General features: G+C 49.1%; 12 protein-coding genes. 9 read left to right on the top strand and 3 right to left on the bottom strand.

What is annotated here, in order from left to right; genetic code table 11:
• Nucleotides 1-17: 17 nt before the first annotated feature.
• The gene (locus B076_RS0108605) at nucleotides 18-2639 is read right to left on the bottom strand and encodes a methyl-accepting chemotaxis protein (RefSeq protein WP_169721412.1); all 2622 of its coding nucleotides are present in this window, start codon (nucleotides 2637-2639) and stop codon (nucleotides 18-20) included.
• A 227-nt stretch (nucleotides 2640-2866) separates the two neighbouring features.
• On the opposite strand from B076_RS0108605, the gene B076_RS0108600 reads away from it, so the two are divergent.
• Nucleotides 2867-3700, top strand: a complete 834-nt coding sequence (locus B076_RS0108600) for an HDOD domain-containing protein (protein ID WP_028486946.1) — start codon at nucleotides 2867-2869, stop codon at nucleotides 3698-3700.
• A gap of 149 nt (nucleotides 3701-3849) precedes the next feature.
• Here B076_RS0108600 and lon read toward each other — a convergent pair whose 3' ends face one another.
• Entirely contained in the window at nucleotides 3850-6462 is a 2613-nt protein-coding gene (gene lon, locus B076_RS0108595; RefSeq protein WP_028486945.1) for an endopeptidase La, read from the bottom strand.
• Nucleotides 6463-6539: 77 nt separating this feature from the next.
• Between lon and mog the strand changes: the two genes are divergently transcribed.
• From mog to B076_RS0108570, 5 genes are all read left to right on the top strand, one after another.
• Entirely contained in the window at nucleotides 6540-7091 is a 552-nt protein-coding gene (mog, locus tag B076_RS0108590) for a molybdopterin adenylyltransferase (RefSeq protein WP_028486944.1), read from the top strand.
• A 5-nt stretch (nucleotides 7092-7096) separates the two neighbouring features.
• Nucleotides 7097-8029, top strand: coding sequence for a 50S ribosomal protein L3 N(5)-glutamine methyltransferase (gene prmB / locus B076_RS0108585; RefSeq protein WP_028486943.1), 933 nt, complete (start codon nucleotides 7097-7099; stop codon nucleotides 8027-8029).
• A gap of 136 nt (nucleotides 8030-8165) precedes the next feature.
• Nucleotides 8166-9155: a carbonic anhydrase gene (locus B076_RS12540; RefSeq protein WP_051347266.1), complete on the top strand. Its 990-nt coding sequence runs from the start codon at nucleotides 8166-8168 to the stop codon at nucleotides 9153-9155.
• A gap of 255 nt (nucleotides 9156-9410) precedes the next feature.
• Complete coding sequence (locus tag B076_RS0108575; protein WP_028486942.1) at nucleotides 9411-10313, top strand: HDOD domain-containing protein; 903 nt, start codon at nucleotides 9411-9413, stop codon at nucleotides 10311-10313.
• A gap of 14 nt (nucleotides 10314-10327) precedes the next feature.
• Nucleotides 10328-11008 (top strand): hypothetical protein, encoded by a 681-nt coding sequence (locus tag B076_RS0108570; RefSeq protein ID WP_051347265.1) that lies wholly within the window; start codon nucleotides 10328-10330, stop codon nucleotides 11006-11008.
• 45 nt (nucleotides 11009-11053) lie between these two features.
• Here B076_RS0108570 and B076_RS0108565 read toward each other — a convergent pair whose 3' ends face one another.
• Nucleotides 11054-11530 carry an acyl-CoA thioesterase gene (locus B076_RS0108565; protein ID WP_084205742.1) on the bottom strand — a complete coding sequence of 159 codons (477 nt, stop codon included), beginning with the start codon at nucleotides 11528-11530 and terminating at the stop codon, nucleotides 11054-11056.
• A 62-nt stretch (nucleotides 11531-11592) separates the two neighbouring features.
• Between B076_RS0108565 and aroC the strand changes: the two genes are divergently transcribed.
• From aroC to B076_RS0108550, 3 genes are all read left to right on the top strand, one after another.
• Nucleotides 11593-12693 (top strand): chorismate synthase, encoded by a 1101-nt coding sequence (gene aroC / locus B076_RS0108560; protein ID WP_028486939.1) that lies wholly within the window; start codon nucleotides 11593-11595, stop codon nucleotides 12691-12693.
• On the top strand, nucleotides 12680-13852 hold the full coding sequence (locus tag B076_RS0108555; protein WP_051347264.1) for an MFS transporter: 1173 nt from the start codon (nucleotides 12680-12682) through the stop codon (nucleotides 13850-13852). The genes aroC and B076_RS0108555 overlap by 14 nt, the downstream gene beginning before the upstream one ends.
• Before the next feature lie 151 nt (nucleotides 13853-14003).
• Nucleotides 14004-15281 carry an O-acetylhomoserine aminocarboxypropyltransferase/cysteine synthase family protein gene (locus B076_RS0108550; protein WP_028486937.1) on the top strand — a complete coding sequence of 426 codons (1278 nt, stop codon included), beginning with the start codon at nucleotides 14004-14006 and terminating at the stop codon, nucleotides 15279-15281.
• The last annotated feature ends 42 nt before the right edge of the window (nucleotides 15282-15323 follow it).

Below are 15323 nucleotides of genomic sequence, written 5' to 3'. Positions count from 1 at the left end.
TTAGCAAAGTGACCCAATCAGGCTACGGAAACCGAACTGTCGGATGGGGCCGGCAGAAAGTCGTTCTTGGCTTCAAGGATTGTGAAGGTTTTCACCGACTCCTCCAGATTGCGAACCTGATCGATGATATTGGCCGAGGTGGTGGCGATCTCTTCGACCAGTGCCGCGTTTTGCTGCGTGGCATCGTCAATTTCATTAAGCGCATGACTGACTTCCTGGATGCCGTGCGTTTGCAATTGCAGGCTTTCATGCATTTCGGCGACCATTGATGAAACCTGTTCAATCGCTTTACTGTTCTCTTCAAACGTCTCGGTAGTCATGCGGCTCAGTTTGATGCCGCTTTCCACTTTTTCCATGCTGCTTTCTGAAACCGTGCGGATCTGTTTGGCGGCATCCGCCGATTTCTGGGCCAAAGAGCGCACTTCGCCGGCCACTACCGCAAAGCCGCGCCCGGCTTCACCGGCACGCGCCGCCTCTACGGCCGCATTCAAAGCCAGCAAGTTCGTCTGGAAAGCGATGCTGTCGATGATTTGGGTGATTTCGCCGATTTCCTGGCTGGCACTGAAAATCCCTTGCATTGCTTGATCCATTTCTGCAACCACACGGTTGCCTTGTTCAATGGTCTGTTTGACCGCATGGCTGACGCCGTTGACATCGCTGGCCTGCTGCAGCGACTGAGTGACACTTTGCGCCATTTGATCCATGTGTTGGCTGGTTTTCTGGATGGACGCCGCCTGATTCTGAACGCGACGATTCAAGTCTTGATTGCCGGTGCTGATTTCTTCTACGCCGTTTACCGCATCGGATGATGCTTGTTTAACGGTATGTAGCATGTCGCTGATGCTGAACGCCATGCGATCCATATTGCTTTTGAGTTCATTGAGCTTGCCGTTGAAGACCACTTCGGTCTGGTAGGAGAAGTCACCCTGTTTGTAATTGTCGAGGATGTTGTTTTTAGTGTCGATGGAGTGTTCAAGGCTGTCCAGAGAGTCGTTCAAGTATTGTTTCAAACGGGTGTATTCGCCAGGCAGTTCAATTTCGATACGTTGACTGAAGTCACCTTGCGTCATTCCCTGCATGACTTGAATAACGGAACTGATCGACTCTTTCTGCACCTGAATAGCCTGTTGCAGATTCGTCATCAAATGATGGTAATCACCGTGGAAGGCTTCTAATTGGATGTCGGCATCCAGTTTTCCTTGAGCCAAATCCGTACTGGCTTGGTTGATAGCCTGGAAAGTCGAGACTATGCCCTGCAAACTGCCGTTGAACGATTTTTCAAGACTGTTCAAGTCGCCTTTGTATTCGCCGACCATTCTTGCCGAGAATTGACCGTCGGCTAATGCTTGACTGACTTGTGTGATTTCGCTGGTCGCGGTGGAGACCGAGTCCAGTAAAGTCTGGATGCTGGCGCCCATCTCGGTCAATTCGTTACGGCCGTAGGGGATTTTCCAAGCCTGGAAAGTGCCGTTTTCCGCAATGTCCATGACTTGCTTTTTCATTCGTGAAAGCGGAGTGGTAATGGATTTGACCAGAAAGAAATTCAACAGCAGCATGAATAACAACGCCACGGCGCTTCCGATGGTGATCTGCGCGGTTTTAGACTCGCTGAGTCCGTTTAATGCCTCAATCTGGCCGCTGGTCTGCTGGTCGATTTTCTGGGTGGCCAAGTGCAACAGCTCGTTGGCACGGGTCGAAAGCTTGTTGATGCTTTGGTTGTTCATTGAAACCGTGCGCAGGTAATCTCTCATGTCACTGAAAGACTCGTAATATCCTTCCCAGCCGGAATAGACTTCCGAAAAGGTATCCTGATTGATGAAATCGGCAGAAAAGCGCTCGTTCAAGCCTTCGAAAAGCTCATTGCTGGAATCTCCTAACCCTTTATTGTGGAAGGCTTCTTTCAGGGTGAGGTCGCCTGAAGAGAGCATTTTGAACAAGGTCGTTTGAGACGAATCCAGGCGACGCAAGATTTCACTGAATTGTTCTTTGGTTTCTTCTTCAAGGTCTTCAATGGCCATGAGTTGTTTGATGTTTGTTTGAATTTTTTCGACGCTTGGTTCGATGCCGTATTCCAAGGTTTCGTCAATCTGTTGTTTCAGGAATACCGAAGAGTTGGCCGATTTTTTCATGTTCATCAATAGAACATCCATTTCATCGACGTCAAGCAGGGTGTCTTGTTTCTCGGCAACTTGACCGGTTGATTCTTCTGCGGGCTCGGCAGTTGACTCGGCAGCTTGTTCCTGCGCTGTTTGCTGTTGTGTTTCGTCTGTGTTTGTTGGGGAGAGAGCCCCTTCTTCACTGTCGGCTTGTTGGATTGGCTGTTGTTCTTCCCCCAAAGATTTTAAGGAGAGGTTGAGTTCTTTCAATTCATCGATCTGACGGTTGAAGCTTTCATTGTCCTCCTGACTCATACTGCGGATATATTTGTTCATTTGAAGTGAGGTTGTGGAGAACTTCGTCTGGAATTGGGCGATTTTGACGGTTTGGCTTTTCTGGATGTCAGATAATTTGTTAGCGCTTTGATTGACTTCAATGAAAGCCAGGCGTGCCGAGAGAAATACGGCTGTGAGAAATATTAGACCGATAAATAAGTTGATCCATAACCTTTTCTGGATGGAAATATTCTCTAATAAGCGCATATTGTGCATTACCTTGTGGTTTGTCGATGAAAAAACGCATTTTAGTGTAGGTAATTTTTGTGACAATCAGATTAAATCCGTTATGTATTTATGCGGCCATCATCCTTTTTAATTGACGCCAGCATAATTAAGTCTTTATCAAAGCGCCTGCAGAGCGTATTATCGTGCTTTACAATGAGTTTGCTTTATAATTCTCCCCATTAACTTTTGAATACATGATCTGACCTATGCAAGAAAAACTACAAAAGGCGATGTTGGCGATTCGTGGAATTAAAATTCCGGAATTGCCGGATGAAGTATTGCAGCTGGAACAGGAGATCAAAAGTAAGTTTGTCAACATCAGCACGGTGGCAGAAATCATCGAGAAAAACACCACTTTGTCGGGTGAGTTGATGCGTATAGTCAATTCGCCGGTGATGAAACTTCGGGAGCCTTGTCATTCGATCCGCGACGCCGTCAATGTATTGGGATTGGATAATATCTATAATCTGCTGGTCTCCTCGGCCTTGAAAAATATGTTCGGTAAAAAAGGCCTGTTTAAAGACATCATGGATCACAGTGTCGATGTGGCTTTCTGCATGGCCGATATTGCCGAGTGGGTGGAAGGGGTGACACGCGACGAGGCCTACATGTTGGGGCTTTTCCACAATTCCGGCGCCTTGTTGTTGGCCACTAAAAACGAGCGACGTTATGAGCCGCTGTTCAGAAACTCCATCTCTTTGCCGATTTCGATCATTGCCAAAGAAGAGAAAGAGTACGACACCAATCACGCCATGTTGGGCGTGTTGATCGGTAAAAAATGGCATTTGCCGATCGACATCATCAACGCCATCATGCTGCATCACAATGCCAGCTGTTCACGCATTCAAAACGATAAGGTGCGATCCATGGTGGCCATGATCAAAATCGCCAATGCCATCGTGTCTGAAATCTCTTTGGGGGCGTATCGAGGCGATGAAATGCGTCGTTATGAGATGGACGGCATTGAGGAGTTGATGATTCCTACCGAGGTGGTGACGGAGATCCGTACCGCTTTGATGTCCTATACGTTCAAGGATTGAAAATCAGGCTCTTCGGACACTTCTTTGTTGCGGATAGCATCATCCAGAGAACACTTTTTTAACATTTGAAAATGAACAGGCCTGGTTGAATCTTAAAACAACCAGGCCTGTTCATTTTGAGTGATGCAGTTCAAGCATTCAAACAATGCCTAATGATGGGCGTGTGAGTCCTCTGTCGAAGTTTCTTCATTCTCTTTTTGTTTGGCTTTATAGACTTTTAATGCCAAGGATTTGGCACGAATGTTAAAGGTCAGTTTGGCCACATCGTCAAAATGCTTGGCAAAATGCACTTTCATGCCTTCCTGCAGATAGTCCGGCAGCTCTTCAAAATCCTTTTTGTTTTCAAAAGGCAGAATCAGTTCCTTGATGCCGATGCGTTTGGCGGCAATGACCTTTTCGCGAATGCCACCCACCGGCAAGACCTGGCCGGTCAGACTGAGCTCACCGGTCATCGCCAACGGCGTTTTGATGGCTTCGTCACGTGCCAACGAGAGCAGGGCGGTCGCCATGGTCACCCCGGCGCTTGGGCCGTCTTTGGGTGTGGCGCCGTCGGGCACGTGCAGATGCACAAACGCCTTGTCGAAAAACTCCGGATCGGCTTTGTATTTATCCAGATTGGAGGAGATAAAGCTGTAAGCGATGCCCGCCGATTCCTGCATCACATCACCGAGTTGTCCGGAGAGTTTGAAGCCGCGATTCAGGGTGTGCACACGACTTGCTTCAATGGTCAGGGTCGCACCTCCCATGGAGGTCCAGGCCAAACCAGTCACGGTGCCCAATTGCTGGTTCATTTTTTCCGGTGTAAAGCGCGGTTGCCCCAGCATCTCTTCGAGTTCGCTGACGTGAATGCGGGCCGATTCGATCTCCCCGGTGACAAATTTCAGTGCGAGTTTGCGCACCAGTTTGGCCAGTTGTTTTTTGAGGTTACGCACCCCGGCTTCACGCGCATAACCTTCAATCACATGGCGGATCGCAGGCGCGGTGATTTGCACCTGCTCTTTGCTGAGACCGGCCTCTTTCAACAGGTGTGGCCACAGGTGGTGCTTAGCGATTTGAATCTTCTCTTCGGTGATGTAACCCGACAGGCGAATCACTTCCATGCGATCCAGCAAAGGGCTTGGGATAGTGTCCAGCGTATTGGCGGTACAGATAAAGACTGCTTTGGATAGGTCAAAGCGCACATCCATGAAATGATCCATGAATTCATGGTTCTGTTCCGGATCCAGCACTTCAAGCAAAGCCGAAGCCGGATCGCCGTGATAGGACGCGCCGATCTTATCGATTTCATCGAGCATGATCACCGGATTGGAGGTTTCACAATCTTTGAGTGCCTGAATGAATTTCCCAGGCATTGCACCCACGTAAGTACGTCGATGGCCTTTGATTTCGGCCTCGTCGCGCATGCCTCCAACCGAGAAACGATAGAAATTCCGTCCTAAGGCGTCGGCGATAGAACGGCCGATGGAGGTTTTCCCTACGCCGGGCGGCCCCACCAGACAGATGATCGAGCCGGAAATCTCTCCTTTCAACGCACCGACCGCCAAAAACTCACTGATACGGTCTTTGACGTCTTCCAGACCGTCATGCCCCTTGTCGAGAATCTTTCTGGCACGTTTCAGGTCAAGGATGTCCTTGCTGTGTTTGCCCCAAGGCAATAAGGTCAACCAGTCAAGCCAGTTGCGCGCCACATTGTATTCCGGGGACTGCGGATCGAGCATGGAGAGCTTGTCGAGCTCTTCGTTGGCTTTTTTAAGGGCTTCCTCGCTGAGTTCGAGAGTTTGCATGCGTTCCCGAAAGCGGTCGGTATCGAGTGTCTGGTCGTCTTTGACGATGCCCAGCTCTTTTTGAATTTCATCAAGTTGTTGGCGTAAGAAGAAATCACGCTGCTGTTCGCTGAGGTTTTCTTCAACGCGTTCGCGGATATTGAACTGCAGTTTGGTGACTTCAATTTCCTGCTTGAACAGGGTCAGCACTTTTTCAAGGCGTTCCACCAGGTCGAAGGTCTCCAGGACATCTTGCAACTTATGATTATCCGCGGTGGTCAGACTGGCGGCAAAGTCGGCCAAATGCGCGGGTTCACTGGGACTGTAACGGTTGAGGAAATATTTCAGTTCTTCACTGTATAACGGATTAAGCGGTAACAGTTCGCGGAAGGCGTTCATGATTGCCAGACCGTAGGCTTTGAACTCTTTTTGCGTGCCGGTTTTGATGTCCGCCGGATAGCTGACCTGCGCTTTATAAGGCGCGGAATCGGATAGCCAGTGTTCGATTTTAAAACGCTGAACCCCTTCGGCAATCAGCTGAATGAAATCTTCGCGCATTTTGGGCTCGTGGATACGCACCAGTGTTCCCACGGCCGAGAAGCTCTCCGGAGGCGCTTTTTCATGGTCTTCGTGGTTGACGTAAATCATGCCGATGTACTTGTAACCACGATCCTGGATGGCTTCAAAGGTTTCCTGCCAGGCCTCTTTGTTGAGCAGAACCGGAAGTTGCTGTCCCGGAAAGAACGGGCGTTCTTTGACCGGCAACAGATAAATTTCACTGGGCAGGGTCAGATTGGGTTTGGCCGGCAACTGGGCTTTAGGTTCGGAATCCTTGGCAATGTGTTCGCCGTCCAAAATGTCCATTTCACCGTCGCCGTCTTGCGGTGTTGCCGATGTGGTTGAAGTGGATTCTGAAGAAGGCTCTGTTTGCACCTGAGATTCTGAGTTTTCGCTGTCTGTTTCTATGGCGTTTTCTGGCGTTTGGCTACTATCTGTCATCAGGCTTCTTATTCGTAATTGTAGGAGAATTTAGAGTATTATATGCGGACAATGCTTCTCAGATTCAAGGATTCAAAATGCAAAAAGATGAAATAAAAATTGGGTTTGTCACGGTTTCCGATCGAGCCAGTCGCGGAGAGTACGAAGATTTGGGTGGGCCGGCGATGCAGGCTTGGATCGATCAGGCCCTAACCAATGATTGGACACCTGTCGCTCAAGTCATTGAAGACGAACAGGAACTGATTGAATCCACCTTGAAAAAGATGGCGGACGAGCAAGGCTGTTGCTTGATCTTGACCACCGGTGGAACCGGCCCGGCCAAACGCGATGTGACACCGGAAGCGACCGCCGCAGTGTGCGATAAAATCCTGGATGGTTTTGCCGAACAGATGCGCGCGGTCTCCTTGCAATATGTGCCGACTGCCATTCTCTCCAGACAGATCGCCGGAACACGCGGCGCGTGCCTGATCATCAATCTGCCCGGTAAGCCGTCTGCCATCGGCGAATGTCTGGAAGCGGTCTTTCCGGCGGTTCCATATTGTGTGGATCTGATCGAAGGGCCTTATTTGCAAACCGATGAAGCCTTTGTGAAAGCCTTTCGTCCCAAACACGCGCTCAAAAAAGGATAGATCCAGTGACGAATATCAATTATCAGTACGATGGCTTGGAAACGGTCATCGATTTTGTGCGCTGGGGCGGTTCGTTGTTCAAACGCGCCAAGCTGTTTTTTGGACACGGTACCGACAATGCGTTTGACGATGCACGTGTGCTGGTGTTTTATGCGCTTAATTTGCCGCAGCAGGTTCCGGAAACCTATTGGCAGGCGAGACTGTCGCCGGAAGAGAAACGTCAGGTCACCGAACTGTTCAAACATCGCATTGAATCGCGCAAACCGACCGCTTATTTGACCGGTGAAGCTTGGTTTGCGGGCATGCGTTTTATCGTTAATGAATCAACGCTGGTACCGCGTTCGCCCATCGCCGAACTGATTGCCACAGAGTTTCAAAACTGGATTGAGGTCGAACAGGTACACCGAGTGTTGGATTTATGCACCGGCAGTGGTTGCATCGGCATTGCATCGCTTCAGGCTTTGCCTTATGCGCAGGTGGATCTGGCGGATATTTCTCCGCAGGCTTTGGCGGTTGCCCAGCAGAATATCGATCTTTATGACCTGAACGAAACGGTGCGTGCGGTTGAATCCGATCTGTTCAGCAATCTTCAAGGCCAGAAATACGATTTGATTCTCTCCAATCCGCCCTATGTAGATGAGATCGAGATGAATGCTTTGCCGGATGAATTCCAGCAGGAACCTCAATTGGGTCTGGCGGCTGGAGAAGATGGGCTGGATCTGGTGCGGCGGATTTTGGCTGAGGCGGCCGAACATCTGACCGAAGAGGGTGTGCTGATCGTGGAAGTGGGCGTATCGCAGTTTTATCTGGAACAGGCCTATCCGGAATTGCCGTTTTACTGGTTTGAGTTTGAACAGGGTGGGGAGGGCGTCTTTGCTATCCATAAAAGCGAGTTGGATGTTTTTCAGGAAATTCTCGAGGCACGTGTTCAACCTTGAAAAATCGGTGTCTTTAGGCTTGATCTGATGGTGACGGGTTTCCGTCATTTCAATACTGGCCGGTTATTTGCTTAAGCCCGGGTAATGATTGTTTATTGATTGCGGTCGCCGCGTTAAATATTAGTTGGAGCTTTGCATGAGACGTGATCTCGTTTTACCTTTTTCATTCAGTTTTTCTATCGTTTTGTTGGGCCTGTTGATGTTTTTCCCCGCCGTTAACAGTGCCTGGGCGGCTGAGAAAGCCGATAAACCTTTGGTGGATTTGGGTGCCGAACTGGCTAAAATCAAAAAGACCGAACAGCCAGAAGATGATGACAAAAAGCCGGTTGAAAACAAAGAAACTTCCGCCAGTGATGAGGCGAAAATCGATGAGAAAGCGGCAAAAAATGAATCCTCTCATGCGGTTCACTGGAGTTATTCGGGCGAGACCGGGCCGCGTTTTTGGGGAGAGCTTACGCCTGAAAATCAAACCTGTAAAACCGGCCGTAACCAATCTCCGATTGATTTGCGTGATGCCGCTGCTATCGGGACTCAAGGCTTGCCCGGGCTGGACATCGTCTATCGTGACGTGCCGTTGAAGATTGTCAACAACGGCCACAGTGTTCAGGTCAACTATCCGTTGGGCAGTTACATCAAACTTGGCAACCATCGTTATGAACTGTTGCAGTACCATTTCCATACGCCAAGTGAGCACCATAAGGAAGGTTTTGCATATCCGATGGAGATGCATTTTGTGCATAAGGACGGCGACGGTAACCTGGCGGTGCTGGGGGTGCTGTTTCAGGAAGGTGAAACCAATCCATACCTGAACGGCATTTTGAAGCGTCTGCCTAAAGAGGTAGGCAAGCAAGAGATTTATGAAGACCTAAAGCTCAATCCGGTTAATTTTCTGCCCGCCAATACCGAGTTTTACAAGTACAGCGGCTCTTTGACTACACCACCGTGTTCGGAAGGGGTTTATTGGGTTGTCTTCAAACATCCCATTGAAGCCTCCGCACGCCAAATCCAGCAACTGAATGAATTGATGGGGGACAATGCCCGCCCGATTCAGCCGGAGTTTGCGCGTCATCTCCTCAAGTCGTGGATGGAGCCGGATAACGATCGCCAGCTATACGAGTTCTATTGATCTGACCCCCCTTCCTCTGTGTTTTAGACAGGCCTGCCCATTTTAAGAATGGGTGGGGTTACTAAAATCACCTGCCTGAACCCGGTTTATGTAATGAGATATAGTTTGATAAGTAGTATTAATTACTTAAATAAGAGCATCTTGAGTGACCTTTAGGGAAAATGATTTAACTGTCATCAAAATGTCATAAAATTCTATATACTTGTTTTAAATTCAAACAGATAATTCCCGCTTTTAAATTATGAAAACACAGTTGTGAAAGACAAGCTCGCAATCGCCGCCTCTATTTTGAATAAGGTCAAACTGCCCAAAATTTCCAATGAAGTCGCTCAACTTCAAGAGGAATCCATGAGGCCGGATCCCGATGTCAATGTGATAGCCAAGTGCATTAACCGTAATCCTCGGCTATTTACCAAATTCATTGCCGTCGCCAGTTTCATCTCCAAAAAAGAAATTCAATCCGCCCGTCAGGCCGTCGATATCTTGGGAACTAAAGGGGTGTTCACCGTTTTCTTTTCCAGTGCCATTGAGTTCAGTTTTCAATCCAATAAAGAGAACGAAACCATCATCAACCATGCCATTAAGATTGCCACTGCCATGTCGGATCTCGCCAGTGGGGTGGAAGGGGTCAAGTCGGGAGACGCTTACCTTTATGGGTTGCTTTACAATGCGGGTTACATCGCACTCAATCAATATAATCCTACGGCTTGCAAAGAGTGTTATCTGGTCAGTTTGATGACGCCTTCCCTTTCGACTCAAAAGGAAATGGAACTATTTGGCACCACCAGTAGTTGCATTGGCGTTTATGTCGCTAAAAAATGGCACGTCAAGAATTACGTTTATTCGGGGATTCTTTTTCAGCAGGGCGAACCGGCCAAATGTCCTGATGGCCGGAATCTGGCTTACGAATTAATTAATATGTTGAACGTTGCACGCATGGTCGTGGCCGAAGCGGAAGACAACCTTTATCTGACCGACGAAGTGCGCCAGCGAGCGCTTCTGTCCATGCAGAGTTTAGAAATCAGCAATCGGGATTATATCCGCGCTCAAAAGCGGGTCATTCAATATACCAAAGACCTGAATTCCTTCCCTAAAAATACCCAATCCGAAGAAAGCGAATCTGGCAAAGTCAACCAATCTATTCATTTAATCAGGTAGTGACAGGAAATCGCATGAATCTTGAAGCCAAGGATAAGCCAGAAGAAAGCCGTGAAAATCTGAGTTCAGGTATCAGCCCCCTTAAAGTGGTGTGGATCGTACTGGGGTCTATTCTGCTCACCACCGGTTTGACCTATTGGATTCTGAGCCAGACGATTTTCCTGAAATCGTTCACTCCGGTTGAGCTGAAACCTCAAGAAGAACAGTTGCTTAATGCCAAATTGAAAGCCGTCGGATTTGAGGTCAGTGAGTATGACGAGCAGGGCAATCTGAAGCCCGAAGCCTACACAGAGGTAGGGGCCAAACGTGAGGTGTTGTTCAGTGAGCGTGAATTGAATGCGATGCTGGCCAAAAACACCGATTTGGCGAAAAAGGTCGCGGTGGATTTGTCCGATGACTTGCTCAGTGTCAAGGTGTTGATGCCGATGGAAGAGGATTTTCCTATTTTGGGCGGCAAGACCTTGCGCTTTCACGCCGGTGCGGAATTGGCTTACCGGAATGGAAAGCCGATTGTTAAGCTCAAAGGCGTCAGTCTGATGGGCGTGCCGATTCCGAATGCCTGGTTGGGCAACCTCAAGAATGTCGATCTGGTCAATGAATTCGGTGCCGACCCCGGTTTCTGGAAGAATTTTTCCGAAGGGGTGGAGAATGTTTCGGTCAAAGAGGGCGAATTGAGCATCAAGCTTAAGGAATAAGTCCTTTTCTGCTGTTTTCATTTTCGACAGGCCTGTCGAAATCGATCAGTTTTGATATGGTTCGATAAACGCTTTGGGAATCGGTTTGGGTTTGTGCTTTTTCAGGTCTATGCAGACGTAGGTGGCCTGTGCGGTAAACACGGTTTTGCCGTCGCGTTTGCGAATGATCTGGAAATTCCGGGTTCTCAAACAACAGCCTTTTTGTTCTCCCACCCAGGTGCCGATCAACAATTCATCCCCCAGATAGCAACTTGCTTTGTACTGCATGCAGTTTTCGTATACCGCCATAATACGGTTGAGTCGTTTTTGGGTGTCATGATTGATGCCGACCGATTGGCTGTGTTTCCACGCCACCTGTTCCATCCACGCCAGATAACTCTTGTTGTTGACATGATTGAGAAAATCCAACTCGTCGGCTTTCACCTTATGTTGCCAGATAAAAGGGCAGGAGGCTTGCCAATCGAAGTCCTGCCAGTCGGATGAAGTTGTTGAAAAGGCGTTGGAATCGTCGTTTTGGGTCATTACTTTTAAGGGGTTTTTAGGTAGAATACACCGATTATAACGAATCTTAGAGAAGTACACTTATGTCGGGCAATACGATTGGACAAAATTTTCGCGTCACTACCTTTGGAGAAAGCCATGGTATCGCGCTGGGCTGTATTGTGGACGGCTGTCCTCCAGGCTTGGAATTGAGCGAGGCGGACATTCAGGTTGAATTGGATCGCCGCAAGCCGGGTACCTCAAAACATGCCACGGCGCGCCGCGAAGACGACGAAGTGCAGATTCTTTCGGGCGTGTTTGAGGGCAAGACCACCGGGACGCCGATCGGAATGATCATTCATAACAAAGACCAGCGTTCCAAGGATTATTCGAAAGTGGCGCAAACCTTTCGTCCGTCTCACGCCGACTACACTTACACTCAGAAATACGGCCTGCGCGATTACCGTGGCGGCGGACGTTCTTCGGCGCGTGAAACGGCGATGCGCGTTGCGGCGGGTGCGATTGCCAAGAAGTATCTGAAAGAGCGCCTGGGAATCGAAGTAAAAGGCTTTCTTTCACAGCTCGGACCGATCACTGTTGAAAACGTGAGCTGGCCGTTTGATAACGACAACGAGTATTTTTGTCCGGATGAAAGCAAACGCGAAGAGATTCGGGTTTACATGGATAACCTCTTGAAGCAGAAGGATTCGGTCGGTGCCAAGATCAGCATCGTTGCCAAAAACGTTCCGGTTGGATTGGGCGAGCCGGTGTTTGATCGTTTAGATGCCGATTTGGCACACGCCTTAATGAGTATTAACGCAGTCAAAGGCGTGGAAATCGGCGACGGTTTTGCGGTGGCGGGGCAGTTGGGAACCGAACACCGTGATGAAATGACACCGCAAGGGTTTGCATCAAATCATTCCGGCGGGATTTTAGGCGGTATCTCGACCGGTCAGGAGATTGTCGCGCACATCGCCTTGAAACCGACGTCAAGTATTATGACGCCAGGCAAGAGCATCAATACCGACGGCGAAGCCATCGAAATGGTCACCAAAGGCCGTCACGATCCATGTGTGGGCATCCGCGCCACGCCAATCGCCGAAGCACAGATAGCAATCGTGCTACTGGATCATTTTATGCGCAACCGTGCCCAGAACGGCGACGTGGTGGCACCGATTGTTGATCTGGCGCATGCCGGCGAATAAAGGGGCAGACTCTCCCTCTCATCACTCCTATAAGACAGTCTATTCCAGACTGTCCATGCATTATTTTTTCTATTTTGCGGTTTTGGGTGCGTTGTTGCCTTACCTGGGACTGTATTTCCAATCGCTTGCCTTTACCCCGGTTGAAATCGGTCAGTTGATGGGGGTGTTGTTGGCGACCAAAGTGATTGCCCCTAACCTCTGGGGTTGGCTGGCCGACCGCTCCGGATTGTCCATTAAATGGGTGCGTTTGGCCACCGGCTTGACCCTGATCAGCGGCCTTGGACTGTTGGTGTTTGAGAGCTTTTGGCCATTGCTGCTGACGATTCTGTTTTTCAGCTTCTTTTGGCACGCTTCCTTGCCGCAATTTGAATCCTATACGTTTGGTTGTCTGGGAGATGAAAAACACCGTTATGGTGAAATTCGTCTTTGGGGGTCGGTCGGTTTTATTTTTGCGGTGCTTGCCATCGGCTGGCAAATTGAACATTTCTCGGTGGCTTGGTTGCCTTGGGATTTGTTGGGCTTGATGTTGGCTGTCTGGTTGACCGCTTACCTGGTCAGTGATGGCCAGCCAAAATTTCATCTGGAACAGAATTCCGGATTTGGCGACATTCTGAAACAGACAAAGGTTTGGCACCTGTTGGTGGTGGCCTTTTTGGTTCAGCTTTCCCACGGCGTTTATTATGCATTTTTTACCATTCATTTAAGTGAGTTGGGCTACGACAAGACCACCATCGCCTGGTTGTGGGCCTTGGGTGTCATCGCCGAGATTGGCGTGTTTTTTTATATGGCGCGTTTGTTTAAAGCCTATGCGGTGCGGCTTCTGATTTTAATCAGTGTCGCTTTAACCTTCATTCGCTGGTTGATGAATGCACATTTGGCGAGCAGTCTGGAATGGATGTTGGTTGCACAGTTATTGCATGCCGCTAGTTTTGGCCTGTTTCATGCCGCCGCGATTCATCTGATCGATGATTATTTTCGTGGCCGTCATCACGGCAAAGGCCAAGCGATTTTCGCGGCCAGCAGTCATGGTTTGGGTGGCGCAATAGGCATGCTGATGGCGGGTTATGCCTGGAGCTACGGGCATGCGCAACTGGCCTATGGGCTCAGCGCGTTTTTTGTGGCGATAGCGTTTGTTCTGGCCTATCGAGGTGTGCGTTAACATAATGTTTTGGCGTTGAACCTATTGTGATGATATTTAAGTTTGACAGATTTTTTGAATCAAACTAGCATGGTCGAAGGTACGTTTTTGAAGTGCTTAAAAAGCAAGATAATAAGCCATAAAATAATATTGAAAATTAAGAGGATAAGCAATGAAGCTTGAATCAATCGCTCTCCATCATGGTTATGAATCGGAGCCGACCACCAAATCCGCCGCAGTGCCAATTTACCAGACCACATCTTATACATTTGATGACACTCAGCACGGTGCCGACCTATTCGATTTGAAAGTGCCTGGAAACATCTATACGCGCATCATGAATCCGACTACGGCGGTACTGGAAAGTCGTGTGGCTGAAATGGAAGGCGGAGTGGCGGCTTTGGCAGTGGCATCCGGTATGTCGGCGATTACCTATGCGATTCAGGCGATTGCACAGGCGGGCGATAACATTGTCAGCACCAGTCAGCTTTATGGTGGTACCTATAATTTGTTTGCGCATACTTTCCCCAGACAGGGGATTGAGGTGCGCATGATCCAGGCGGATGATTTTGAGGGCTTTGAAAAAGCGATTGATGAAAATACACGGGCGATTTTTTGTGAATCAATCGGCAATCCGGCCGGTAATGTGGTGGACATCGCCAAACTTGCCGAAATCGCCAACAAACATGGTGTTCCTTTGATGGTCGACAATACCGTTGCGACGCCATACCTTTGTAAACCTTTTGAGTTCGGTGCGGATATCGTCATTCATTCTCTGACCAAGTTCATTGGCGGTCATGGAACCACCCTGGGAGGGGCGATTGTCGATTCCGGAAAGTTTGACTGGGTGGCCAATGCCAAGCGCTTCCCGATGCTTAATGAACCGGATCCTTCTTACCACGGTGTGATCTATACCCGTGATATCGGGGCTGCGGCGTTTATTGCACGTTGTCGTGTGGTGCCTTTGCGTAATACCGGTGCCGCTCTGGCACCGCACAGTGCCTTTTTGATTATGCAGGGATTGGAAACGCTTGGATTACGCATGGAGCGCCACTGCGAAAATGCTCTGAAAGCCGCTGAGTATTTGCAGAACCACCCTAAAGTTTCGTGGGTAAACTATGCCGCTTTACCGAACGACAAGTACCATGCCATCTGCCAGAAGATCACCAAAGGACAGGCATCGGGCATTTTGAGCTTTGGCATTAAAGGTGGGCGTGAAGCGGGTGGTCAATTCATTGATGCCTTGAAGATGATTTTACGTTTGGTGAACATCGGCGATGCCAAGTCGCTGGCGTGCCATCCGGCGACCACCACTCACCGTCAGTTAAGCCCGGCGGAACTTCAGCAGGCCGGAGTTTCTGAAGACTTGGTGCGCTTGTCGATCGGGATTGAACACATCGACGATATCATTGCCGACATCGAGCAAGCGTTGGATGCGGTCAAGGTTTAAGAGTCATTCATTGACGCCCGACAGGTCTGGGCGTCAATGCCA

Source organism: Thiomicrorhabdus chilensis DSM 12352, from assembly GCF_000483485.1.
GTDB lineage: Bacteria > Pseudomonadota > Gammaproteobacteria > Thiomicrospirales > Thiomicrospiraceae > Thiomicrorhabdus > Thiomicrorhabdus chilensis.
Note: the sequence above shows the minus strand (reverse complement) of the source record. Positions and strands in the feature narration are given on the sequence as shown.